Genomic DNA, 25,646 nt, shown 5'->3' on the forward strand with positions numbered 1-25,646 from the left:
GATTATTTTTGGTTGCGACGACGAACGATAAGTTTGTCAGATTTCGCTTTCTTGTTACGAGTTTTAAGACCAAGTGCAGGTTTACCCCAAGGAGTAGATGGCGCTTTACGTCCAACTGGTGCTTTACCTTCACCACCACCGTGTGGGTGATCATTCGGGTTCATTACAGAACCACGAACTGTAGGGCGAACACCTTTCCAGCGGTTACGTCCCGCTTTACCAAGGTTAACAAGTCCATGTTGTTCGTTTCCGACAACACCAACTGTAGCACGGCAAGTTCCAAGAATCATACGAACTTCGCCTGATTGAAGACGAACAAGTACATATTTACCTTCAGAACCCAATACTTGAGCAGAAGCTCCAGCAGCACGTACCAATTCTCCACCTTTACCAGGTTTCAATTCGATGTTGTGGATCAAAGTACCAACTGGGATGTTAGCAAGTGGAAGAGCGTTTCCGACTTTGATATCCGCTTCTGGTCCTGATACGATGCGTTGACCTACTTCAAGACCTTTAGGGGCGATGATGTAAGCTTTCACACCGTCAGTGTAGTGTACAAGCGCGATGTTAGCTGAGCGGTTTGGATCGTATTCGATCGTTTTAACGACTGCTTCAACTCCATCTTTGTTACGTTTGAAATCGATCAAACGGTAATGACGTTTGTGTCCACCACCTTGGTGACGAACAGTAATACGACCGTTGTTGTTACGACCTGCTTTGTTTTTAAGAGAAACAAGCAAAGTTTTCTCAGGTGTGTTTGTTGTGATTTCAGCGAAATCCAAAGAAGTCATATTACGGCGACCGTTTGTTGTTGGTTTATAAACACGAATTCCCACGATATTTCCTCCTTAGATTATTCAGCTTCAGTAGCAAACAACTCGATTGCTTTAGAATCAGCTGCAAGCGTGATGATAGCTTTTTTAGTTTTTGAAGTAAAACCAGTGTAACGTCCAACGCGTTTTGCTTTAGGTTTTACGTTTACAGTGTTCACATTCGCAACTTTTACACCTTCAAACGCTGCTTCAACAGCTTGTTTGATCAAAAGTTTGTGAGCGCGAGTGTCAACTTCGAATACATATTTGCCTGCTTCAAGTTGAGCCATTGACTTTTCAGTGATAACAGGTTTTTTGATAACATCATACAAATTCATTATGCAAGAACCTCCTCGATTTTAGAGATAGCTGCTTGAGTAACAAGAAGTTTGTCACTATTTGCGATGTCAAGAACACTTGCAGTTGTAGCAGTCGCAACTTTCACGTTTGGAAGGTTACGAGCTGAAAGAGCTGCGAATTCGTTTCCTTCTTCAAGAATAACAAGGACTTTAGAATCGATGCTCAAAGCTGCAAGAACTTTTGCAAATTCAGCAGTTTTTGGAGCTGTAAATTCAAGAGAATCAACGGCTACAAATTTGTTTTCAGCAACTTTTTCTGAGTAAACAGATTTAAGTGCAAGGCGACGAACTTTTTGAGGAAGTTTGTACGCATAGCTACGTGGAGTTGGTCCGAAGACGATTCCACCACCACGCCATTGTGGAGAGCGGATAGAACCTTGACGAGCACGTCCAGTTCCTTTTTGACGCCATGGTTTGCGTCCGCCACCTGAAACGGCTGAACGGTTTTTAACTGCGTGAGTTCCTTGACGAAGGCTAGCACGTTGGCTGATGATCACATCAAATACAACTGCTTGGTTTGGTTCGATACCAAAGATCGCATCGTTAAGAACAACTTCGCCCGCTTGTTTACCAGTTTGGTCGAATAATGTTACATTTGCCATTTTGACTGTATTCCCCTTTCCTTATTATTTACCAGCTTTAACTGCTGACTTGATAGTGATAAGAGATTTCTTAGCACCTGGTACGTTACCTTTGATAAGGATAACGTTCTTTTCTGGAACAACTTGTACAACTTCAAGGTTTTGAATTGTTACACGATCGCCACCCATGCGTCCTGCAAGGTTTTTACCTTTGAATACGCGGTTAGGTGCAACAGGTCCCATAGAACCTGGACGACGGTGGTAACGAGAACCGTGAGCCATAGGTCCACGTGATTGTCCGTGGCGTTTGATAACACCTTGGAAACCTTTACCTTTAGAAGTACCAGTTACATCAACAATGTCTCCAGCTTCGAAAGTGTCAACTGTGATTTCAGCACCAACTTCCAAGCCTTCAACGTTTTTGAATTCACGAATGAAGCGCTTAGGAGCCGTGTTAGCTTTTGCTACATGTCCTTTAGCAGGTTTGTTGCTCAATACTTCGCGTTTGTCATCGAAACCAACTTGGATAGCGTTGTAACCATCTGTTTCAACAGTTTTAACTTGAAGAACAACGTTTGGAGTTGCTTCGATAACTGTTACAGGGATCAATTCGCCAGCTTCAGTGAAGATTTGAGTCATTCCCACTTTTTTCCCTAAGATTCCTTTTGTCATGAGAAAATAGTTCCTTTTCTATAGTTTTTTATTCAAAAAGTTTTTAACGAGCGTTTTTTATGCTCTTGATCAAGCTTTAGATTAAAGTTTGATTTCTACGTTTACACCACTTGGAAGATCCAATTTCATCAAAGCGTCAACTGTTTTTTGAGTTGGGTTGATGATGTCGATCAAGCGTTTGTGTGTACGCATTTCGAATTGTTCGCGAGAATCTTTGTATTTGTGAGTCGCACGAATGATTGTGTAGAGGCTACGCTCAGTTGGAAGTGGGATTGGACCCGCAACTTGTGCACCTGTACGAGTAGCTGATTCTACGATTTTTGCAGCCGCTGTGTCGAGTGTACGGTGTTCGTACGCTTTCAAACGGATGCGGATTTTTTTGTTTGCCATCTTTTTCTCCTTTTCGTCTATTTAAGATAATAGGCTAGCTCCACAAGAAAACCGACGCGCGTTGCGTGGCAATGCAACCGAGCGTGTCGCAACCTCTTGCATCAAAGCTAATAGCTGTTTTTTCACAGCACCATAGTAGTTTAACACAAACAAAGGCCCAATGCAAGGGATTTGAGAAGATTTTTTTCGTTTTTTTGATGAAAGTGTTTTCGAAAGAAATAGAGTGCTAAAAAAGTTGCTATTATATAGGAAAAAGGGAGCGAGACAGAACAAATTTATATCCAATTTGTTCGTCGTCTCGCCCCCGCACAGTTGATTAGGTTATCTTTGGAGCTTAACAAGCGAACAAAGATACCAATCAACCACTGCGTCTAGCAGTTATTCCTATTATTCTCAAATGGCTGTCGTCTTTTTTCTTCCTATTTATCTATTTCTAGAAATTCCGTCCTGATTTGTTATAGCCATATTTTTCGACGAAATGCTCACGGAATTCTAAGAGATTGTCATCCATGATGGCTTGACGGACCTGCTTCATGAGGTTGATCAAGAAGTATAGGTTGTGGTAGCTAGTCAAGCGAATGCCGAAGGTCTCATCTGCCTTGAGGAGGTGGCGAAGATAAGCCCGGGTGTAATTCTTACAAGTGTAGCAATCACATTCAGGATCCAGCGGTGTAAAGTCTTCTGCAAATTGCGCATTTTTCACCACCAGACGTCCTTGACTAGTCATACAGGTACCATTTCGCGCAATCCGCGTCGGCAAGACACAGTCAAACATGTCTACTCCACGAATAACGCCATCGATCAGACTGTCTGGAGCTCCTACTCCCATGAGATAGCGCGGCTTGTTCTCTGGTAAGAGCGGCGTTGTGAAATCCAGCACCGCATTCATCTCTTCATGGCTTTCCCCAACAGCTAAGCCACCGATGGAATAGCCTGGGAAGTCCATGCTGACTAAATCTTGAGCAGACTGACGGCGCAAGTCTTCAAATCCAGCCCCTTGGACAATCCCGAAAAGACCTTGATCATGAGGGCGACGGTGAGCCTTCAGTCCACGTTCTGCCCAACGACTGGTCCGTTCGATCGATTTTTTCACATAATCATAGGGCTGATAGAACTGAGGGCATTCATCAAAGGACATCATGATGTCGCTCCCTAGATTGTTTTGGATGGAGATGGCCTTTTCCGGAGAGAGGAACATCTTTGAGCCGTTGAGGTGGTTTTTAAAGGTTACCCCTTCTTCAGTGATGTTGCGGGTATCCGCTAATGAATAGACCTGGAAGCCTCCACTATCTGTCAAAATCGGCTGGTCCCAGTTCATGAACTGGTGCAATCCTCCTGCTTTTGCAACCAAGTCGTCCCCGGGACGAAGCCAGAGATGGTAGGTGTTGGCCAAGATAATGCCGGAACCCATTTCCTTGAGTTCTTCTGGCGATTGGGTCTTAACGGTTGCCTGAGTCCCTACAGGCATAAACATTGGGGTCGGGAAGGTCCCGTGAGGGGTGATAATTTCTCCCAGACGAGCACCTGTATGCTTTTCTTTTTTGATTAATCGATATTGAATCGGTGAATCTGTCATGGTTACCTCCGTACTGGGAAAAACAGTCCCAGCCTTCTTATTCCTGTCACAGTTTTCCTGTGAGCACCTGTACGATTGTACCAAATTTTACCGGCTCTGTCACGGACTTATGTTATAATAAAAAGTACTACTATGAAGAGAGTGTCATCTATGAACCTTAAACTGATTCGCCTCCGGGCACGTACCATGCAAGTCCAGCAACCGGGCTTAGCTATCCTTTTTGCTCTTCCGGTCCTGTTGACCATTCTTGCTAACTTTCTCTTAAGTGGGCAAGATCTGGTCGATCTACTACCGGATATGACCTTGCAGCAAGCAAGTATCTACATGATCCAGCGACAACTCTTTCCTTCTGTCGTCTCCTTTGTCATCTCCATTTTAGTGGTTGGTGCGACTTTTAGCTATTTAGATACGATTAATCCCAAGATCGAACACCGAACACGCGTCTTAGATATCTTTAAACAAGATCGCTTTACCTCTGTATTTGCCACCTTGATTTTGAAGCAAGCCGTCCTCTTTTTATGGGGACTCATCCTCTATGTGGGGAGTCTCATCAGCACCTACGCCAGCATTCGATTTTTAGCGATTTACGACAAGGTGAGCAACCCTAGCACTTTGAGTGCTTCCAGTCCTGAATTTCAATCTCTCATGCAACAAATGCCTCTGATGACTGCTGGTGTCGTGCTGGGCCTACTTGGCCTCCTCTTTTACCTGCCACAATACTACAGTCTCAGCCTGGTCGAATTGATCCTCTACGAGCAATTACGAGACGGCGACTACAAGGGAGCCTTTGGAGTCCTTCGCCAAAGTCGTGAAACCATGAAAGGGTTCCGCAGCAATCGCTTGGTGCTTGATCTAACCTTGATTGGTTGGTACTTCTTGAATTACTTCACGCGCGATGTCATCGGCTTTTATACCATGCCTTACTTTATCAACTGCCAAATTGCCTTTTATGATCAAATCAAGCAGATTAAACAAGGGCCGCGCCATTTTACAGGCCATCCAAGCCATGAAACTGAATAAGAGTAAGAAGAAAACCCCAGCAAGCTGGGGTTTTCTTCTATTCAATTGTTTATCATTTATAAACCGTATAGGGAGTCTCCTAAGATCAGTCGGGTGTGTTCCCGTTTGATACAGCGGTTCATGACGATATCTTCTCGTCCAGCTCCACGAAGGATTTCTTCTGCTTCTTGATTTTCCAGCTCCAATTGTGCCCAGAAAATTTTCGCATCCGTCTCAATAAAATCACGTGCCACATCTGGTAAAAACTCACTGCGACGGTATACATCAACGATATCGATAGGGAATGGAATCTCCTGTAAGCTAGCATACACCGTTTCTCCAAGGATTTGCCCTCCAGCTGCGCGGGGGTTGACAGGAATAATCCGATAGCCCCGCTCTTGCATCTCCTTGCTGACACGATGACTGGTCGTATCTTCACGGTCAGATAATCCAACTACAGCTATGATCTTGCTCGTTTCTAGGTAATGTTTGATAATGCCATCACTAGGATTGCGAAATGAATAAGCCATAAGAATCTCCTTTTGTATGCGTTTCCTTTCTTTAAATAGTATAACAATACGGAGGGCATTGCAAGTGTTTGTCGTTAAAAGCGGTAGGAAACTGAAAAGTTTCCTACCGCTTTCTGTTTTGAACAAACTTAATCTTATTTGGCTTCATACCATGTTTTGCCTTCGTTCTCATCGGCTTCCAGTGGTACTGCAAGTTCGATAGCGGATTCCATGGTCTCTTTGACGAGTTCTTTGATCGCTGCCAGTTCATCACTTGGTACTTGCAGAACAATTTCATCGTGGACCTGAAGGAGCATCTTGGTCTTGTATGCTCCTCTTTCTAGCGCTTGGTCCAAGTGGATCATGGCAATTTTCAAGATGTCTGCTGCAGATCCTTGGATGGGTGAGTTAATAGCTGTCCGTTCCGCAAAGCCTCGAACATTGAAGTTGCGAGAATTGATATCTGGAATCTCCCGACGGCGCTTGAAGAGAGTCTCCACATAGCCTTTATCACGCGCTTCCCGTACCACTCTCTCCATATAGTCCTTGATGCCAGGGTAGCGTTCGAAGTAGGTCTCAATGTAGGCCTTGGCTTCTTTTCGACTGATCCCTAGGTTGTTAGACAGTCCAAAGTCGGAAATTCCATAAACCACACCGAAGTTTACTGCTTTTGCATTGCGACGGTCGTTCGGCGTCACATCTTCTGGTTTTGCAATATTGAAAACGCGCATAGCAGTCGATGTATGGATATCTGCCCCATGCTGAAAGGCATCGATCAAATGCTCATCTCCCGAAATATGGGCCAAGACGCGCAATTCGATCTGTGAATAGTCTGAACTCAACAAGACACTGTTTTCCTCTTCTGGGACAAAGGCCTTACGAATGAGACGACCTTGTTCCAAACGGACAGGTATGTTTTGTAGATTAGGATCCACGCTGGACAAACGTCCGGTCTGCGTCAAATCCTGTACATAGCGAGTATGGATCTTCCCGTCTTCCAAAATCCAATCTTGAAGACCGATGACATAGGTCGATTGGATCTTAGCAATTTGGCGGTATTCAAGAATCTTAGACACGATCGGTGCGATAGGAGCCAGGCGTTCCAAGACATCAACGGCTGTTGAATAGCCGGTTTTGGTTTTCTTAGTATATTCAAGAGGGAGTTCCAATTTTTCAAAGAGGATGACGCCCAATTGTTTTGGAGAATTGATGTTGAACTCTTCTCCTGCAAGCTCGTAGATTTCTTGGGTCAAGCGCTCCAAAACCACTTCGTTTTCCACCTGCATATCCTCTAGGGTCTGGCGCTCTACCTTGATCCCCGCGATTTCCATCTTGGCCAAAACAGCTGCTAGTGGTTGCTCCATATCATAGAGCAAATCTAGCTGGTCATGGGCTTGCAACTGTTCCACCATGGGCTCTTCGGTATCCAGTAAAACAGCGACTTTCCGTGCCAAATGCTCTAATAGGACCGCCTTTTCTGGGATAGCTTTTTTGGCTCCCTTGCCATAAACGACTTCGTCCAGCGGTAGCGCAATCTGACTATAGAGACTCGCAATGGTTGAAATTTCATTGTCCTCTACGGTCGACAAGAGATACTTGGCCAATCGACTGTCAAACGCGGGATTTTGAAGGGTAATGCCCAAGTGGCTAAGCAAGACCTTGGCCCGCTTGAAGTCATAGACCTTGAGGGGCGTTTTTTCGAGAAATTCTTTGAAAATCGGTGTTTGTAAAAGACCAGTATCTGTACTCGCGTAGAGCTGACCTTTGGTCCCCCATGCGAAACCGATGATGGGTTCCGTATGGTAATTGTCCCCAAAAATCTCAAAATGGAAGAAACTATCTTCCGTGAGCATATCTGAAGTGACTTGCTCGGCTTCTGTATAGTCAATAGCTACAGGAGCTGCTTCTTCTCCACTGAGATCCAAGGCCTGACGGAGTTGCTTGAAGCCCATCTCCTCATAAAACTTGGCAAGATTTTCTAGATGAGGACCCGAATAAGTGATATCGTCCAGGCCAATCTCAATGGGTGCATTGGTATCAATGGTCGCAAGAGTCTTAGACAGATAGGCCTGCTCCTTGTCGTTGATGAGGTTTTCCTTCATCTTAGAAGCCTTCATCTCGTCGATATGCTCGTAAATACCATCGAGAGAGCCGTACTCTAGGAGTAGTTTGATCCCGGTCTTTTCTCCGATCTTAGTGACACCTGGGATATTATCCGATTTATCTCCCATCAAGGCCTTGAGGTCGATAAATTGCTCTGGTGTCAGACCCATTTTTTCTTTGAGATAGGCTGGAGTGAATTCTTCAAACTCTGCCACCCCTTTTTTAGAGATTTCAACTACCGTATTGTCATCTGTCAACTGGATCAAATCCTTGTCCCCAGAGACAATGGTCACATCAAATGGCACCGAGCTAGTTTCTGCCATCTTATCGAGCGTTCCAATAATATCATCCGCTTCATACTGGGCCAGCTCATAATGACGGATTCCCAAATGATCTAATTGCTCACGAATGAAAGGAAACTGCTCACGGAACTCATCTGGAGTTTTTGCACGGCCCCCTTTGTAGTCGGCATACATCTCCGTCCGAAAGGTCGTCTTTCCTGCATCAAAAGCAACGAGGACATGGGTTGGTTGGATGCGCTCCAAGATATGGCTCAACATGAGATTAAAGCCATAGACCGCATTGGTATGCAGACCATTAGCATTTTTGAAGCGATCAATTTGATTATAGAGTGCAAAAAAGGCACGAAAAGCGACGGAAGACCCGTCGATGAGTAGTAATTTGTTCTTTTTTTCCATAGGCTTATTATACCACGAATCACAAGGTCTCTGGTACATAAAAACTCTACCCTTTCGGGTAGAGCCTTCTTTAGGAGTTTCTTATGAAAAATGAAGAGAAGTATTTATTCGCCGTAACAAGAACCTTGTTGTGGCAATTTCTTAAAGCGTTTTGGATAATTAACTGAGATTTTCATTTTCTGTACCTCATTTCTTATTGGATGAGTACAGTATACAAGAGAAACCTAAACGATTCCTTATAGAAAGCTTCAAGAAAACTAAAAGCTGAGGCGCAAAACACGCGGTTGTTTTTTCCTACAAGCTGGTAACTGAAGATGAAGCCCTGTCTCATCTTGGCTCCAAGAAAGAAGCTGACTTTCTCCAAGGAGTTCCACCTTTTGAATGCGCGCATGAAGAATTCTCGGTTGCTTGAGATCATAGGCGAGAGACGGCAAGGTCAACTCTTCCGTCCTTCCACTTGGTTCCAGCTGGATGGCATAAAGAAAGCCATCACGCATGGTATAGCGGAAATCTTGGCTGGTATAGAGTGGTGCTTGTCCATCTGAGAAGGAACCTTCCTGGGCCTCGGTCGGTCCGTCCGATGACACCCGCCAAGGCCGACTCTGATAAATGGCTTCTCCATTTACCGCCAGCCAGTCCCCGATCTCTGTGAGGATGTCTTGGTCTTGCTCAGGGATCGTGCCATCTGCCTTGGGTCCAATATTGAGCAGAAGATTGCCATTTTTGGCCACAACATCGACTAAATTTTGTAGCAATTCCTTACTGGTCTTGTAGGCTAGATCCTGGGTATAGCACCAAGAATTACGGGCGATCGCGGTATCCATTTGCCACGGAAAGGCTTGCGTCTCTCCGTATCCTCCCCGCTCCATCTCAACGATTCCTGAACCGAAAGGGAGGGCGTCCTGTTTGTAACAAACAGCCACCTTGCGATCCTCTTGTGCTGCTAGATTGTAATAATAAGCCAAAAAGCGCATCAAGTAGGGACGGAAACTCTCATGCTGGATCCACCAGTCAAAATATAGGAGCTCTGGTTGGTAGTCCCGCACCAGTTCACAGGTTCGCAAAAGCCAATCTTCCAAGAATTCTTTACTTGGATAAGGCTTAGAAGTCAGATCAAAATGATCCTTTGGCTCTGACTCCGCTGGCCAATAAAGGCTGTCTCTTGGGACTTCTTGCGGAATGTCACTAGTAAATTCCTTGCCATGTGAAAAGAAAAACTGGTGTTCTGCCCGGTGAGAGGACGTACAGAAGTGCAGGCCACGTTTTTCTGCTTCCTCCCTCAGCTCTCCTAAGACATCTCGTCTCGGCCCCATTTCTAAGCTATTATAAGGCGAGAGAGTAGAGGCATACATCTGAAAACCATCGTGGTGCTCCGCAACTGGGAAAAGATACTGAGCTCCCGCTTTTTGAAAGAGATCTAGCCAAGATGCCGGATCAAATTGATCGGCTGTAAAAAGAGGAATGAGATCCTTGTAGCCAAAGATAGCCTGGTCTCCAAAATGCTCTCGATGATAGTCATAGCAAGGATTCCCTTGGATATACATATTTCGCGAATACCATTCCGAACCAAAGGCAGGTACACTGTAGACGCCCCAGTGGATAAACATTCCAAATTTGGCATCCCGATACCAATCTGGACAGACTTGATGGCTAAGAGAGTCCCAGGTTGGTTCAAAAGGACCTGACTGGACAACTTGATCAATCTCTTCAAGGCTTATCATTCTCTTCTCCTTTTTTCTTGTTACTACCTCTATTGTAACGAGAAACCCTCGTTTGTAAAGACAAACAAGGGGAATGTTTAAAATAGTAGACAAAGAGCTTGATCTAGGAGAATCAAGCTGATGATGAATAAAATGAACCTTCTAGCCCTTCACTGCTTGAGAAATAAAACGAGCGATGGCATCTGTCTCTCCTTGGTGGAGAGCCTTAACGATTTTGGACCCCACAATAACCCCATCTGAGACCTTGTTGAAACGGTGAACATCCTCCATGCTGGAAACTCCAAAACCTGTTAAAACAGGAATGGACGCTATTCCGTGTAATTGGGCCAAGTGGTGATCCAAATCATCTCGATAGCTACCAGCTTTCCCCGTCACCCCATTGACAGCAACGGCATAGATAAATCCTTCTGCATCATGGATCAATTTCTTCTGGCGCTCGATTCCTGTGGTTAGGCTCACTAGCGGCACCAAAGCGATATCTTTATCCACTAATAGAGGCTCTACCAGATCCGCATGCTCATGAGGAAGATCCGGAATAATCACTCCCTTGACCGCTGTTCCTTCTACATCTCTAAAGAAATTTTCGAGCCCATATTGGAACAAGGGGTTGAAATAGGTCATGATGACCAAAGGAACAGTTGTCTCTAAGTGCTGGATCGTTTGCACCAGTTCCTCTGTCGTCGTCCCATGGGCTAAACTTCGTAGTCCCGCCTCTTCAATCACAGGACCATCTGCCACCGGATCCGAAAAAGGAATGCCAACCTCAATAGCTGAGACACCAAGCTCCTCCAAAAATTGGATGGTTTCCTGCAAACCTGCCAAGCCTTTTTCATGATCTCCTGCCATGATATAAGGAACAAAGATCCCTTGCTGCTGGTCTTTCAGCTTTTGTAAATGCTCTGTTAAGGTCTTTCCCATCTTACTCTCCTCTCTCTTGTTCAAGGCGGTCTTTGACTTGTACCACATCTTTATCCCCACGACCTGATAAGCAAACGATCATAGATTTTTCAGGCCCCATTTCCTTGGCCAATTTCACCGCATAGGCGATAGCGTGGCTCGATTCCAGGGCTGGAATGATTCCTTCTACTTTCGAAAGCAATTGAAAGGCTTCTAGGGCTTCTTTGTCTGTCACTGGCACATAGGTCGCCCGCTTGATGTCATGGAAATAAGAATGCTCTGGCCCAATCCCTGGGTAATCGAGACCTGCTGAAATCGAGAAAGCTTCTAAAATCTGTCCATGCGCATCCTGTAAAACATCCATCAAGGCACCGTGAAGGACTCCCGGACGCCCCTTGGTCAAGGTTGCTGCATGCTGGTCTGTATCTACTCCAAGTCCAGCAGCTTCCGCCCCATACATGGCGACAGACGCATCCTCAACAAAAGGATAAAAGAGCCCAATGGCATTCGATCCGCCTCCTACACAGGCTAGGACGGCATCTGGCAGCGCACCGTCATTTTGCTCTGCAAATTGGCGTTTAGCTTCCCTCCCAATGACACTTTGAAAATCACGGACAATCTCTGGGAATGGATGAGGTCCTAGAGCAGATCCCATGATATAGTGGGTATCCTCCACATTTGCTACCCAGGCTCTAAGGGCAGCATTGACTGCATCCTTGAGGACACGCGACCCATCTGTTACCGATTGAACCTTGGCGCCCAACAACTCCATCCGAAAGACATTGAGGGCTTGGCGTCTGACATCTTCTTCCCCCATGTAGATGGTACATTCCATATCAAATAAAGCAGCAGCTGTTGCCGTTGCAACACCGTGCTGTCCAGCCCCTGTTTCTGCGATGATCTTCTTTTTACCCATTCGGTGTGCCAGCAAAACCTGTCCTAGGGCATTATTAATTTTATGAGCCCCTGTGTGGTTGAGGTCTTCTCTTTTAAGAAAAATCTTGGCTCCGCCGACATACTTGGTTAGATTCTTAGCGTAATAGAGCGGTGTTTCCCGACCGACATATTGTTTCAGAAGCTGATCCAATTCGGCTTGAAAAGAAGGATCTGCTTGACTTTCTCTGTAGGCTTTTTCTAATTCTAAAACTGCTGTCATCAAGGTTTCAGGGACAAAACGTCCTCCGAACCGCCCGTAAAATCCGTTTTGATCTGGTTGTTTATATGCCATGCTTGACCCTTTCTATAAATCGTTTTATCTTTTCTTGATCTTTTTTTCCATTTGTCTCGATCCCACTGGATACATCCACCGCATAAGGATGAAAGAAGCAAATAGCATCTGCTACATTGTCTACCGTCAAGCCTCCTGCAATAAAGAAGGGCTTTGTAACGTTTTGACTTTCGAGTTCTTGCCAGTTAAAAGTCTCTCCACTTCCTGCTACAGGAGCATCAAAGAGCAGATAATCGGCACCGGTCTCAGGAAGTGCTGCATCTTTCCCCACTTGAACAGCGCGAATCGTTTGTTGGGGAAACTCTTGCAAGATGGCATCATCCATCGATCCATGCACTTGTATCAGGTCCAAGCCCACAACTTGGCAAGCTTGCTCCACTTCTTCTCTTTGTGGTGATACAAAAACACCGACTTTTTGAACCCCCTTTGGAATCCCTGTAGCCAACTCCCGGGCTTGCTCCAGCGTCACTTGCCGTTTGCTTGGTGCAAAGACAAAACCAATGTAGTCTGCACCAGCTTCAACAGCTGTCTGGACAGCTTCTGGAGTGGACAATCCGCAAATTTTAACCTTTGTCAATCTGCAACTCCTTTACTTTTTCAGCCACATTGTCTGCCTTCATGAGCGCTGTCCCAACGAGAATGCCACTAAAATAAGGAGCCAGCATGCGCGCGTCTGCTGCTGTGAAAATAGCAGACTCAGAGATATAGACCGGTTCTTGTTCAAAGCTTGTCGCCAATTCAAGGCTTGTATGAAGATCTGTCTCAAAGGTCACCAAGTTGCGATTATTCACCCCAATGATCTGAGCCCCAATCCGGTGAGCGACCTCTAGTTCTGTCAGATTATGAGTTTCCACCAAGACCTCCAGGCCAAGATGGGTCGCAAACTCATAGAGTTCTTTCAGACGAGCCTCTGGCAAGGCTGCAACAATCAACAAGATCACGGTCGCCCCTGCATTTCGCGCCCGAATCACTTGTTTTTCATCCACAATAAAATCTTTATTTAGGGTGGGGATACGCACCTGACTAGATATTTCCCGGAGATACTCGATACTGCCCTTGAAAAACACTTCATCAGTCAAGACAGAAATCATCACGGCCCCATTTTCTTCGTAAGTCTTAGCCTGCGCGACGATATCCACATCGACATGAATATCTCCCAGACTCGGGCTAGCCTTTTTCACCTCCGCAATGACCTGAAGCTTTTCTGGATGACTCTTTAGGTAATCATACAAGCGGTAGGTCTCGCGCAAAGGTTGGAGCTCCTCTTCTTTCATCGCAGCCACTTCACGCGCCTTTTCCTTTAGAATCTTTGGTAAGAATTCTTGACTCATTTTTGATACTCCTGTAATAATCTCAATTTCTCAAGGGCAGCCCCACTGGCAATCACTTCACGTGCCAAGGCAATTCCCTCCTTGATAGAATCTACCTTGCCGTTGGCATAAAAACCAAGGCCTGCATTTAAGACCGTCACCTCTAAGAAGGGACTCGCTTCATTCTTCAAGACACTGAGCAAAATTTCCGCATTGCGTTTGGCGTCTCCACCTCGTACTTGATCAATTTCGATGCGCTCCATTTCGATATCTTCTGGTTGAAAGCTGGATAAGGTAACTTGTCCATTTTCCAGAATAGCGAGCTGGGTTTCCCCATCAAGGCCTGCCTCGTCCAAACCTTGTGGGCCACTCACCACCACTGCGCGTTTCCGACCCAAATTCTTTAGAATCTCCGCCGTACTTTCCAGCATATCGGGACGACTGGTTCCCAATAGCTGGCTTTCTAGAGGAATCGGATTGATAAGAGGACCAGTTAAGTTCATCACTGTTGGGACCCCTAGCGCCAAGCGAGCGGGCATAATATAGCGCATGCCAGGGTGCAGATTTTTGGCAAATAGGAAGACAATTCCCGCCTTTTCAAAAACTCGTCCCAAGTCTTCTGGGCCCAAATCAAGGTTAATCCCTAGAGCTTCTAATACATCCGCAGAACCAGATTTGGAAGAGATCGAACGATTTCCGTGTTTCGCCATCTTGATGCCACCACCAGCAAGGACGAAGGCAGCTGTTGTTGAAATGTTGAAACTATAAGAACGATCGCCCCCAGTTCCACAATTGTCCATCGCTCCTTGAACTTCTGTAGGAATAGCGACTGCATAAGCCTGCATCACTTTTGCAATAGCCGTCCGCTCTTCAACCGTTTCTCCCTTCATTTTGAGACCTAGAAGAAGGGCCGTCACCTGGGCTTCTGAAGCACGACCAGCAACGACTTCCTCCATAGCAGCTTCTAACTCTGCACTGGTTAGATCCATTCCTTCCGCTATTTTTGCAAGCACTTGTTTCATCTTCCGCTCCTTGACTAGTTTGACAAAATTTTCGATGGTCTTGAGCCCATCTGGCGTCCCGATACTTTCTGGATGGTATTGAAAACCATAAATCGGTAAGCTGCGGTGTTGAATTCCCATAATGGCTTGATCATCCGTCGTCCGAGAGGTAATGACAAAATCCTCTGGCATGTCTTCAATCGTCAGCGAATGATAGCGCATGACTGGGACTTCTTTTGCGACACCCGCGTATAGCGGAGATGGAGCTTCTAGCTGGATCTGGCTTTGTTTGCCATGCATGACCTGTGGTGCCAATCCCAAGCACCCTCCAAAAACTTCCGCAATCGCTTGATGCCCCAAGCAAATCCCCAAGATTGGTTTGATCCCCGCGAAATCTCGAATCATCTCCTCCATCTTGCCCGCATCCTTTGGCCAACCTGGACCTGGAGAAAAGACCAAGGCATCTGCTTCTTGGGCAACTTGGTACAAGTCCGGATCATCATTTCGAAGCACCTGGACCTCATCAAATTTTCCGATATACTGTGCTAAATTGTAGGTAAATGAATCGTAATTATCTACTAATAAAATCATCCTTCTTCTCCAATCCTTGTCATTGATTTTGCCTTATTGACGGTTTCTTGGTATTCATTTTCAGCGATCGAATCATAAACGATTCCTGCTCCGGCCTGCACATAAGCCTTCTTATTTTTGAGGATCATGGTTCGAATCGCAATAGCAAAATCGAGATCCCCCGTCACAGAGAGATAGCCAATAGCCCCCGCATAGACGCCACGTTTCTCTTTTTCTGCCTCATAGATTCGCTTCATGGCTCGAATCTTGGGAGCACCAGAAACGGTCCCAGCTGGAAGAGTTGCCTTCAGAGCCTCAATAGAGGCTAGTCCAGGAAGCAATTGACCCTTGACCACACTCGTCAGGTGCATCACATAACGGAAGAACTCCACTTCCATATATTTAGTTACTTCAACCGACCCATTTTGAGCGATACGACCAATATCGTTTCGTCCTAGATCCACCAACATCTGGTGTTCTGCGACTTCTTTTGGATCCCCTGCCAAATCAGTTGCCAATTGCCGATCACTCTCTTCATCAATCCCTCTTGGTCGCGTGCCAGCAATGGGATTGGTTGTCACCACTCGATCCTTGACCGACACCAGACTTTCTGGACTAGCCCCGATAATTTGGTACTCCCCAAAATCATAAAAGTAGAGATAATTCGAAGGGTTGGTCACGCGCAAATTGCGGTAATAATCCAATGGTTTTCCTGAAAAATCAGCTGAAAAACGTTGACTGAGCACGCATTGGAACATATCCCCTTTTCGAATATAGTCCCGCGCTAGGGCCACCATTTCCTCAAACTCTTTTTGCTCCAAATGATTGTGGAAATGAAGTGCATGCAGATCCTTGTCCTGAAACTCTTCTTTTGCAGGTCTTGCCAACTGTGCTAATACTTGCTCCAAGCTCGACGCTTGCTCTGCTTCACTCCGTCCACTATAGAGGTTCTCTTCCACCACATAGACCTTTTCCTTTTTGTGATCAAAAATCACATAGCTCTCATATAAGAAAAAGTGGAGATCTGGGGTGCCGATCGTATCTTCAGGAATGGAGCCAATGTTCTCATAGAGGCCAATCAAGTCATAGCCGACAAATCCAATCGCCCCACCGTTAAAAGGAAGTTCTTCTGAAGTTTTCGTTTTGACCGTGATGCGATTCAAAAAGTCCAAAGGATCCTCTTCAACAATTTGATCATTGTAATAGAGGACGCCATGTTCAAACTTGACTTCACTGACTGGCCGATAGGCTACAATTGAAAAACGCGCATTCTCTTTTTCACGAGGGATTGACTCCAAGATCATTTTATGGGGCGCATCCAAACGCATATAAGCCAAAATTGGACTCAACACATCAGCAGATAAAACTTTTTTCATATCAGAAACCTCTCTTTTAGAACTCTTTTTCTAATGAATCGTAACGTCGCTTGCTAAGGCGATCAAGGATATCCCATCGCTCTGTTTGCGCTTTGGGATCTATGTGCCTAAGCGCGCTTCGCTTGCTAAGGCACATAGAAAAGCCCTCACACAAAAACTGTGTGAGGGCGTAGTGTCCGCGGTGCCACCTCTTTTATAGGGAAAAATAGCTGGTCTTTCCCTACATCTCTATCTCCTCTATCAAGGAGTTGCACGGTAAGGGGTGCCAACCGAATTCACATGGGTTAGAATTCATTGATCATAACAGTCCAATTTTCATCAGTCGCTATTGCTTGTTCACAATTCCCACAAGCTCCCTGAAAATAGCCGACTCATTACTTTTCTGTTGCTACCATTATAACCCTTTTTCTTAGAAAGTCAATAAAATTTTTAGTCTTTTTTTATACTTTTTTCTACACTTATTTAATAAAATCAGATCAAAGATCCCTAGGGGCCTGTCCTTTTTATCCCAAAAATAGGATACTCAACAAAGCCAAAATTGCAGGACCACCTTGGGTCAAGATAATCTTTTTATTGGCTGTCATCGCACCGTAGGCCGCAGCTCCAATAATAAAGAGCACGAAAATCGTAACAACTTCACTATTTTTAGAGACAAACAATCCATACAAGAGGAACACCCCAATCAAGGCATTGTATATCCCTTGATTCTTAAATAAAGAGGTCACAGATGGGCGAGCGAGTTCTTCTTTATTCATGTTGAAAACCTGACTTGTAGTATCAGATGTGGTTTTGATGCTCTCCAAATAAAAAATATACAAATGCTCCAGTGCAGCAAGACTCGCTAAAATAATCGTCAGTAATGACATCGTAGATTCTCCTTTTTATTCAACTGTTATTTGTTCAATGCCAGATACTAATTTGTCCAGCAGGTAAGAAAATTGCTCTTGTTCTTGAGCAGTCAAAATCCGACTCATCTGTTCTTTCACCGCCACATGATGGCGAGGGGGATGTTTGACCAAACGATTATAGGCCGTATCCGTCAAATGAATTAAGATTTCCCGCTGATTCTTTGGATTTCGACTCCGATGGACAAATCCTTCCTTTTCTAATATTTTGAAATGCCGGGTTAAAGCCGCTGGATCAATCTGCAAGCGCTCCTGAACCGCGATCTGATTGCAAGGTGCTTGTTCTAATAAATCCTGCAAAATTTGATAACGTGTTAAGCTAATCCCTAGGCGCTTTTCAAAGAGTTGCGTAGTTGTTTGATCTGCCAAGCGTAGTTGGTAGAGCAAATCATTTATTTCTGCCATATTCCTTCTCCAATTTCTTTTTGATAAATCAATAATTGACTTGTCAATTATAAACCATTTCTCATCTCCTGGCAAGAAAAAGAGCTTACACTATTCTTGCGCACAAAAAAAGCCGCCTGATTGGGCGACTCTTAGGGAGATTATTATGAAAAAGAAAAGTTTTAGGATTTTTCTAAACAAAGTTAGGAGGTCTTTGTTTATGCTTCTATTATAGCGGACATTTCTTAAAGAAAGCTTACGACTTTATTTCAAAATGAAAACAAATTCTTTACAGATTCTTTTCAGCGTCTAAAATACCTGGGATATCTAGTAAGGTGTTCATCTGATGATTACCTTGATAGTCAGACGTCAAGAAATTGATACTCTGAATCTGGCTATTTCTTGCAAAGTCAATATCCAGGCTCCGATCCCCAATATAGTAGGTATTTTCTGGCTCCACCCCGTACTTCTCCATCAGATACCTGGCAGCTTCTGGGTCAGGCTTGCGAGCAAAACCACTTTGACTGGTCAAAATCTCTGTAAAAAAAGATTCCAAACCCAAGTCCCGCAGGATGACAAAGGCGTTCTCTCCCTTATGGGTATAGACAAACTGCTCAATTCCAGCTTCTTGTGCCCAGGATAGGACATCACGCGCCCCATCCATCAGAAGGACCTGGGCATTTTTCTCCGCTAGACTTTCTGCTCGGCGATGATTCAAGTCGGTCACATCCAGATGATACTCCTCCGCCACCGCTACTAAAAGATCTTGAACCGAATGCTTCAAGATGTAATCTTTAATGCTGGCTCGGTCAAAGGGAAGCTGATAAGTTGCATAGGTCTCCTCAAGACCAGCCAGAATCGCATCATAGGAATCCAGCAAGGTCCCATCCAAATCCCAAATAAAGTCTCGTTTTGTCATTTTTTCTTCTCTCCTACTTTTCGTCTATATAGCTGACTCAAAAATAGCCAACGAAAGCCATTGTCGAGCAGCGTCCCAGTCCAGACCCCTGGAAGGCCAAAGCCAAGGGTTACTCCAAGCAGATAACCGGCTCCAATTCGAATGACCCACATGCCAATCGTCGTTGCATAAAATGGAAGTTTCCCATTTCCCAAGCCTTGCCAAACAGCTGTATAGATGACCGTTCCTGCTGTAAACGGCGTTCCCAACAAAGAAAAGAGGACAACCGATAAACTAGCTCCTACTGCTTTTGTATCTTGTGTGTAGAGATGGGTCAGAAGAGTGCCACCGAAAAAGATTCCCAAGGCAATGGGTAACATTAACACGAAGGACAAGCAGTAAGACTGCTTTCGAAGGCGGGCAATCTGCTCAAGATCACCTTCACCCAGGCTCCGTGCTACGAGCATGACCGTCGCTGTGGCCACCCCAAACACAGGCATGTAGTTAAACTGGGTCAAGGTCTCTCCGATGGCATTTCCTGCGACTGCCTCGGTCCCAAAAGCAACCACGATCGCAATGATTACCACATCTCCAGCCCGCATCATCAGCCGCTCTCCGGCTGCTGGAAGTGCTAAGTTCAAGAGCTTACGATCCAATCCCCAACGAAGGGGGGCAAAGGGTAGCTGGACCTTTTGCCACAAGAGGATGACGCCCACCAGACGGGCTAGCACTGTCCCCAAAGCAGCACCAACAATGCCCCAACCAAAAAGGAAAATGGCTACAGAGGAGAACAGAGCGTTTAATAGATTGGTCAACAGGCTCACATACATAGGAATACGTGGATTGTTGGCCACCCGAACCAAGGAGCCCAAGGTCGTCATCAATCCTAAGAGAACTATGGTCCCGCCAACCAAGGAAAGGTAAATCCCCCCACTTTCGGCTACTGCAGCTTCAGTCCCCAACAGCGAAATCATCTGGCGTCCAAATAACAGCGAAGCCCCTCCTAAGAGAGCACTCAACAACAAGGTCACCTTCAGTGACTCTGTCGCATGGTAGGCAATGTTTTCTTGATTTTTTTCGCCCAAGCTTTTGGACATGACACTGGCAACTGCCGCACCCAGTGCCAAAAAGATGGCTTGATAGATGGTGATGATGTTTCCTGCGACGGAAACACCTGAAATGGCAATCAAGCCCAGGTGAGCCACTAAATAAGAGTCCACCATACCCATCAGCATTTGTAAGAAATTTTCACCCATGGCAGGAAGGGCAATGTTTAAGATTTTTTTGTATGAATTCATGAGTATATAAAAGAGCCAAACGGCTCTTTTGATCTTTCTAATAGGGAGAATTACAGTCCCAAGTAGTCTTCTACGGCTGCTTGCATGTCTTTAGCAGCTACGCTTGTACGATGGCGAACCGGCGCAGTTTCAAGACCGTCTACAGCCGGTGGCACAGGAACACCTGAGAGGGTGTGCAATTTGGCCAAGGCTTCGAAATCGCCTAGACCTGTCTCGCCCGTCACTGCTTCTACTGCCACAACTGGGAATTTATAAGGACTTGCTGTAGAGGCAATGACTGTTTTAGCAGCATCCCCTGTTTGGGTCCGGTATTTTTGATAAACGGCTGATGCTACAGCTGTATGAGGGTCTTCGATGTAATCAGATGCTTCATAGACCTGCTTGATCTCTGCAGCAGTTTCTGCTTCATCTGCGTATGCAGCCGCAAACAAATCTAAGATATCTGCATCAAAGTTGGACAATTGGTATTGACCTGTTGCAACGAGGCTTTCCATCAACTCTTTGGTCTTTGTGGCATCATTGCCTACCAAGTGGAAGATCAAACGTTCCAAGTTTGAAGAGACTAAGATATCCATCGATGGACTAGTGGTTACTTTGAAGCTGCGTTTCTTATCATAGACACGTGTTTTGAAGAAGTCTGTCAAAACATTGTTCTCGTTTGAGGCACAGATCAATTTCCCAACTGGAAGACCGATTTGTTTGGCATAGAAAGCTGCCAAGATATTTCCAAAGTTTCCTGTTGGCACGGTAAAGTTGACTTTTTCTCCCGCTGTGATTTGGCCTGTCTTCACCAATTGCGCATAGGCGTATACGTAATAGACAACCTGAGGCACCAAACGGCCAATGTTCATAGAGTTAGCTGATGAGAATTGCATCTTGTTGGCTGCTAATTTTTCACGAAGCGCCACATCATTGAACATGTGTTTGACATTGGTTTGGGCATCGTCAAAGTTTCCATCGATCGCGATGACATGGGTATTGTCCCCCGTTTGAGTCGTCATTTGCAATTCTTGCACCTTGCTGACACCGTCTTTTGGATAAAAGACAATGATCTCTGTCCCTGGAACATTAGCAAAACCTGCCATAGCAGCTTTTCCAGTATCTCCAGAAGTCGCTGTCAAGATGACAATCTTGTTTTCCAGACCGTGCTTTTTAGCTGCTGTTGTCATAAAGTAAGGCAAGATCGACAAAGCCATATCTTTAAAGGCAATGGTGGAACCGTGGAAGAGCTCCAAGTTGTATTGTCCATCGAGTTTGACAAGCGGAGCAATAGCTGGGGTATCAAACTTGCTGTCATAAGCATGAGAAATACAGTAGTCTAACTCTTCTGCTGTAAAGTCGTCCAAAAAGGCTGACAAAACAAGCTTGGCCACTTCTTGGTAAGAAGCATCTTTGAGGGTATCAAAATCCAGCTCTACTTGAGGATAAGAGACTGGAGTAAACAAACCGCCATCTGTCGCCAATCCTTGAAGGATGGCTTGACTAGCTGTTACAGTATTATTTTCATCTCGTGTTGATTGATAAACTAATGTCATGACTGATTCATTCCTTTACTAGTAGTCTTCTCATTATATCATAAATGTCAGAAAATTTAACGGCTTTTCGCCAAATCTTGGCAAAGGTCGGCAAACAGAAGCTAGATAAAAGAGAGCAGGCGCAACGACTTTGCTCCTACTCCCATGCGAATCTGTTTTTCAGGTGTCTGCAAGACTTGATCAAGCCAATCCCAACTCTGCTAAAACAGATGGGAAGTCTTTCTTCAAGGTTTCAAGAGCTACCGTTACTTCTTGACGAGTTTGGTTATTTTTCACAGTAACTTGACCGCTCTCAACTTCACTACTTCCTAAGGTAATCAAGGCTTTGGCCGCAAAGACATCTGCTGACTTAAATTGTGCCTTGAGCTTGCGTCCAAGGTAGTCACGTTCTGCCTTGAAGCCTTGGATTCGAAGGGCCTGAACCAAGCTAAGCGCTGCTTCATTGACCTCATCTCCTAGGACAGCGATATAGGCATCTAGGCCTGTTTCGATCGGTAATTCAATGCCTTTCTTTTCAAGAACAAGAAGGATCCGTTCCACACCGATACCAAATCCAAAACCAGCTGTCGCAGGACCACCGAAGTATTCCACCAAACCATCATAGCGACCACCCGCACAGACTGTCAATTCATTGCCTTCAATTTCTGTAATGAACTCAAAAATCGTGTGGTTGTAATAATCCAAGCCACGCACCATGTTGGTATCAATGACATAGGATACTCCCAAGTCTTCCAACATCCGACGAACCGCATCAAAATGCGCTTGGCTTTCTTCATCTAGATAGTCTAGGATGGAAGGAGCCTGTTCAACTGCGGCCTTGTCTTCTTTTTCTTTTGAATCCAAGACACGAAGCGGATTTTCTTCTAAACGACGTTGGCTGTCCTTAGACAATTGATCCTTCATTGGCAAGAGGTAATCAATCAAGGCTTGACGATAAGCCTGACGACTAGCAGGGCTTCCCAAGGTGTTCAAGTGCAAGGTCACATTGTCAATTCCTAGTTCTTTCAGGAATTGTGCTGCCATGGCAATGGTTTCGACATCCGTTGCAGGATTGCTCGATCCAAAGCATTCTACCCCAATTTGGTGGAATTGACGCAAACGACCTGCTTGAGGACGTTCGTAGCGGAACATTGGGCCTATGTAATAGAACTTACTTGGTTTTTGTACCTCAGGCGCAAAGAGTTTATTTTCTACATAGGAGCGGACAACAGGAGCTGTTCCTTCTGGACGAAGCGTGATATGACGGTCTCCCTTGTCATAGAAATCATACATTTCTTTGGTAACGATATCCGTCGTATCCCCTACTGAACGGCTGATGACTTCATAATGTTCGAAGATCGGTGTGCGGATTTCATCATAATTGTATCGCGCAAAGACCTTGCGTGCAAAGCCTTCTACATATTGCCATTTCGCTGAATCGCCAGGAAGGATATCCTGGGTCCCTTTTGGTTTTTGTAATTTCATAGCCTTCATCCTTTGTCTTACTTTTGCCTCTATTTTACCACAAATTCGAAGAGAAATGGAGGCTGGACCGAATTTCCTTCGTTCGACACCTTCAAAACCTCTTTCTCTTCTTGCCTTATCAGCCGAATTATGAGAAAATGGAAGCCATACTACACTGAAAGGATCTTGCGATGAGAGAGGATATCAAAATCAATGACCGCGCCCTGGCACTAGAGAAGCCGTTAATCGAAAAATTGGAGCTTGTATTTGATACCGATGTTGAGTTAGATGTCTATAACCTAGGACTGATCTACGAGATCCATCTAGATGAAGCCGGCACTTGCAAGGTGGTTATGACCTTTACCGATACGGCTTGTAGCTGTGCTGAGAGCCTTCCGATCGAAATCGTCGCTCGCCTAAAAGAAATCGAGGGGATCGAAGATGTCAAGGTTGAAGTAACTTGGTCACCCGCTTGGAAAATTACACGAATCAGCCGATACGGGCGCATCGCCCTTGGTCTTCCACCACGATAACAATCATTACCATTTAAGAAACGCAGTCAACTTAATGAAGGAAAGCCTCTTTGGGGATCCAATCCATAATAAAAAAACGAGGAACACCAACTCTGCCATCAGAGTTTGTTCCTCGTTTTTATAATGTTTGAATCCATTCAAACTTTTTCACTGCCAGAATGGACTAAGCCTGATCAGCTTTTGGTTCTGGAAGGATTTGATACAACACAATTCCAAGAATGGTTGACGTTGCCACACCCGTGATTTGAAGACCACCGAGGTCAATCATCAAACCACCGATCCCTGATACTAGGATCACACTTGCAATCAAGAGATTCTTTTTATTATCAAAATCAATCTTATGTTCAACTAAAATTTTCAAACCGCTAGCAGCGATAACCCCAAAGAGGGCAATAGACAAGCCTCCCAATACAGGAGTTGGAATGGAGTGCAAGAGTGCTGATAGCTTCCCAATAAAGCTCATGACAACCGCAATCACTGCTGCGCCTGAAATAACGTAAACTGAGTAGACCTTACTAAGGGCCATCACCCCAATGTTTTCCCCATAAGAGGTTACCGGAGGAGCTCCAAAGAATCCAGCAATAATCTGTGCCAAGCCATCTCCAGTAAGCGTATGGTCAAGTCCTGGATCCTTGAAGTAATCACGCTCCGTCAAACTATTTAAAACCATGAGGTGACCAAAATGTTCCGTCATGGTCACAAAGGCAATCGGAGCCATAGTCAAAATCGCACTTGGATAGAGTTTAAAGCTATAATCCACAAATGGAATGTCAAAGTTTGGAACTTGAAGCCAATGTGCCGCACTTACCTCTGAGAAATTGACAAAACTATGTCCTGTCATCAAACCAAGAGCCAATGAGAAAATATAGCCCACAATTAATCCAAGTAAAATTGGGACGACACCGACAATCTTCTTGCCATACATGTTAAATAGGATAACCGCAAATAGGGTCACCATCGAAATCAATAGAGCATAGCCGCTGTAGCTATTATTTAAGGTTGTCGCATCAGTGACGGCATTCTTCGCAAGACTCAAACCAATTACCATGATAATGGGACCAACCACGATTGGTGGAAGGACCTTATTAATCCAATCTTTACCCGCATGCTTAACAATCAGAGCTACAAACAAGTAGACCAAACCACCCGCCATAGCACCCTGGGCAACTGCCGCGATCCCATCTGACTTCATCAGCATCTGCATAGCAGCAATATAAGCAAAACTAGACCCCATGTAAGCAGGAATCTTATACTTGGTCACGGTTAAGTGAGCCAAGGTTCCCAAACCAGATGAAAACAAAGCAATGGCAGGGTCAATCCCAACCAAAATCGGCACCAGCACTGTCGCCCCAAACATGGCAAACAAATGCTGGAAAGATAAACCAACCAATAAACCAGGTTTTGGCATATCATTCACATCATATTTAACGTCATTCACGATCGTAAAAACCTCCTAAAATTAAGATGCGACAAGCTATGGCTGAACAAAAACGTCTACCTTCGATGACCAAATCGTAAGGGAGTGCTTCATGCTCCATCATCGACGATTTCTTTTTTATCAAACCACTTTTCAACTATACAAAAAAATCCCCCACAACAAGGAGATACACAAAATATAGGCTGGTCTTTCCAGGCCTTTCATTTCCATAGCTCCTTGCCTGCCTCTCTGGACAGTATTAAAGGATTGATTCGATTAGTCACAATTATAGCAAATTATAGACGGATTTACAAGAAAAATGACAGATAATACACTCAAATCTCCCAAAAAGTAATATTCATACGCTTCAGCGACAGGATTAAAAATAGCGACTTTGAGCCAAAAAAGAGGCTGGGACAAAAGTCCTAGCC

At 44.9% G+C, this 25,646-nt stretch carries 24 protein-coding genes and 1 pseudogene; 2 read left to right on the forward strand and 23 right to left on the reverse strand.

Annotated features, from left to right (window positions below):
* Positions 1–2 precede the first annotated feature (2 nt).
* The 6 genes from rplB to tgt all read right to left on the reverse strand — a co-directional run bounded on the left by rplB (position 3) and on the right by tgt (position 4,390).
* On the reverse strand, positions 3–836 hold the full coding sequence (gene rplB / locus HMPREF2686_RS03150; RefSeq protein WP_000512900.1) for a 50S ribosomal protein L2: 834 nt from the start codon (positions 834–836) through the stop codon (positions 3–5).
* A gap of 17 nt (positions 837–853) precedes the next feature.
* Positions 854–1,150 carry a 50S ribosomal protein L23 gene (locus HMPREF2686_RS03155; RefSeq protein ID WP_003009593.1) on the reverse strand — a complete coding sequence of 99 codons (297 nt, stop codon included), beginning with the start codon at positions 1,148–1,150 and terminating at the stop codon, positions 854–856.
* Complete coding sequence (gene rplD, locus HMPREF2686_RS03160) at positions 1,150–1,773, reverse strand: 50S ribosomal protein L4 (protein ID WP_003009591.1); 624 nt, start codon at positions 1,771–1,773, stop codon at positions 1,150–1,152. Before rplD ends, HMPREF2686_RS03155 begins: the two co-directional genes overlap by 1 nt.
* Before the next feature lie 24 nt (positions 1,774–1,797).
* Positions 1,798–2,424: a 50S ribosomal protein L3 gene (gene rplC, locus HMPREF2686_RS03165; RefSeq protein WP_003010846.1), complete on the reverse strand. Its 627-nt coding sequence runs from the start codon at positions 2,422–2,424 to the stop codon at positions 1,798–1,800.
* A gap of 81 nt (positions 2,425–2,505) precedes the next feature.
* Positions 2,506–2,814, reverse strand: a complete 309-nt coding sequence (gene rpsJ / locus HMPREF2686_RS03170) for a 30S ribosomal protein S10 (RefSeq protein WP_003009585.1) — start codon at positions 2,812–2,814, stop codon at positions 2,506–2,508.
* Positions 2,815–3,247: 433 nt separating this feature from the next.
* A complete protein-coding gene (tgt, locus tag HMPREF2686_RS03175) occupies positions 3,248–4,390 on the reverse strand; it encodes a tRNA guanosine(34) transglycosylase Tgt (protein ID WP_003010858.1) in 1,143 nt (380 codons plus the stop codon).
* A gap of 150 nt (positions 4,391–4,540) precedes the next feature.
* Between tgt and HMPREF2686_RS03180 the strand changes: the two genes are divergently transcribed.
* Positions 4,541–5,410 carry a DUF975 family protein gene (locus tag HMPREF2686_RS03180; protein ID WP_070449173.1) on the forward strand — a complete coding sequence of 290 codons (870 nt, stop codon included), beginning with the start codon at positions 4,541–4,543 and terminating at the stop codon, positions 5,408–5,410.
* A gap of 56 nt (positions 5,411–5,466) precedes the next feature.
* Here HMPREF2686_RS03180 and HMPREF2686_RS03185 read toward each other — a convergent pair whose 3' ends face one another.
* From HMPREF2686_RS03185 to hisS, 16 genes and pseudogenes are all read right to left on the reverse strand, one after another.
* A complete protein-coding gene (locus HMPREF2686_RS03185) occupies positions 5,467–5,919 on the reverse strand; it encodes a CoA-binding protein (RefSeq protein WP_070449174.1) in 453 nt (150 codons plus the stop codon).
* 134 nt (positions 5,920–6,053) lie between these two features.
* Entirely contained in the window at positions 6,054–8,699 is a 2,646-nt protein-coding gene (gene polA, locus HMPREF2686_RS03190; RefSeq protein WP_049506849.1) for a DNA polymerase I, read from the reverse strand.
* A 257-nt stretch (positions 8,700–8,956) separates the two neighbouring features.
* Entirely contained in the window at positions 8,957–10,420 is a 1,464-nt protein-coding gene (locus tag HMPREF2686_RS03195; RefSeq protein ID WP_070449176.1) for an alpha-L-fucosidase, read from the reverse strand.
* Between the two features lie 141 nt (positions 10,421–10,561).
* Complete coding sequence (trpA, locus tag HMPREF2686_RS03200; RefSeq protein WP_049506845.1) at positions 10,562–11,338, reverse strand: tryptophan synthase subunit alpha; 777 nt, start codon at positions 11,336–11,338, stop codon at positions 10,562–10,564.
* 1 nt (position 11,339) lies between these two features.
* Entirely contained in the window at positions 11,340–12,545 is a 1,206-nt protein-coding gene (trpB, locus tag HMPREF2686_RS03205; RefSeq protein ID WP_049506843.1) for a tryptophan synthase subunit beta, read from the reverse strand.
* A complete protein-coding gene (locus HMPREF2686_RS03210) occupies positions 12,535–13,122 on the reverse strand; it encodes a phosphoribosylanthranilate isomerase (RefSeq protein WP_049506841.1) in 588 nt (195 codons plus the stop codon). The genes trpB and HMPREF2686_RS03210 overlap by 11 nt, the downstream gene beginning before the upstream one ends.
* Entirely contained in the window at positions 13,109–13,876 is a 768-nt protein-coding gene (gene trpC, locus HMPREF2686_RS03215) for an indole-3-glycerol phosphate synthase TrpC (RefSeq protein ID WP_070449178.1), read from the reverse strand. Before trpC ends, HMPREF2686_RS03210 begins: the two co-directional genes overlap by 14 nt.
* Complete coding sequence (gene trpD / locus HMPREF2686_RS10625; RefSeq protein WP_049506864.1) at positions 13,873–14,877, reverse strand: anthranilate phosphoribosyltransferase; 1,005 nt, start codon at positions 14,875–14,877, stop codon at positions 13,873–13,875. Before trpD ends, trpC begins: the two co-directional genes overlap by 4 nt.
* Before the next feature lie 9 nt (positions 14,878–14,886).
* Positions 14,887–15,447, reverse strand: a pseudogene (locus tag HMPREF2686_RS10630) (aminodeoxychorismate/anthranilate synthase component II); the annotation flags it as partial.
* On the reverse strand, positions 15,444–16,802 hold the full coding sequence (gene trpE / locus HMPREF2686_RS03225; protein ID WP_049506836.1) for an anthranilate synthase component I: 1,359 nt from the start codon (positions 16,800–16,802) through the stop codon (positions 15,444–15,446). The pseudogene HMPREF2686_RS10630 and the gene trpE, both read right to left, overlap by 4 nt.
* 503 nt (positions 16,803–17,305) lie before the next feature.
* Complete coding sequence (locus HMPREF2686_RS03230; RefSeq protein ID WP_049506834.1) at positions 17,306–17,668, reverse strand: DUF1304 domain-containing protein; 363 nt, start codon at positions 17,666–17,668, stop codon at positions 17,306–17,308.
* 15 nt (positions 17,669–17,683) lie between these two features.
* Positions 17,684–18,112, reverse strand: a complete 429-nt coding sequence (locus HMPREF2686_RS03235) for a MarR family winged helix-turn-helix transcriptional regulator (protein WP_049506831.1) — start codon at positions 18,110–18,112, stop codon at positions 17,684–17,686.
* Between the two features lie 268 nt (positions 18,113–18,380).
* Positions 18,381–19,010, reverse strand: a complete 630-nt coding sequence (locus HMPREF2686_RS03240; protein ID WP_049506829.1) for an HAD-IA family hydrolase — start codon at positions 19,008–19,010, stop codon at positions 18,381–18,383.
* Positions 19,007–20,287, reverse strand: coding sequence for an MATE family efflux transporter (locus HMPREF2686_RS03245; protein ID WP_049506828.1), 1,281 nt, complete (start codon positions 20,285–20,287; stop codon positions 19,007–19,009). Before HMPREF2686_RS03245 ends, HMPREF2686_RS03240 begins: the two co-directional genes overlap by 4 nt.
* A 50-nt stretch (positions 20,288–20,337) precedes the next feature.
* Complete coding sequence (thrC, locus tag HMPREF2686_RS03250; RefSeq protein ID WP_070449180.1) at positions 20,338–21,822, reverse strand: threonine synthase; 1,485 nt, start codon at positions 21,820–21,822, stop codon at positions 20,338–20,340.
* A gap of 180 nt (positions 21,823–22,002) precedes the next feature.
* Positions 22,003–23,286, reverse strand: a complete 1,284-nt coding sequence (gene hisS, locus HMPREF2686_RS03255) for a histidine--tRNA ligase (RefSeq protein ID WP_070449182.1) — start codon at positions 23,284–23,286, stop codon at positions 22,003–22,005.
* 170 nt (positions 23,287–23,456) lie between these two features.
* Between hisS and HMPREF2686_RS03260 the strand changes: the two genes are divergently transcribed.
* On the forward strand, positions 23,457–23,798 hold the full coding sequence (locus HMPREF2686_RS03260; RefSeq protein WP_003010891.1) for a metal-sulfur cluster assembly factor: 342 nt from the start codon (positions 23,457–23,459) through the stop codon (positions 23,796–23,798).
* Between the two features lie 163 nt (positions 23,799–23,961).
* On the opposite strand, the gene HMPREF2686_RS03265 is transcribed toward HMPREF2686_RS03260, so the two are convergent.
* Positions 23,962–25,236 carry a uracil-xanthine permease family protein gene (locus HMPREF2686_RS03265; protein WP_070449184.1) on the reverse strand — a complete coding sequence of 425 codons (1,275 nt, stop codon included), beginning with the start codon at positions 25,234–25,236 and terminating at the stop codon, positions 23,962–23,964.
* Between the last annotated feature and the right edge of the window lie 410 nt (positions 25,237–25,646).

Origin of the sequence: Streptococcus sp. HMSC057G03, from assembly GCF_001808745.1 — a bacterium.
GTDB lineage: Bacteria > Bacillota > Bacilli > Lactobacillales > Streptococcaceae > Streptococcus > Streptococcus parasanguinis_Z.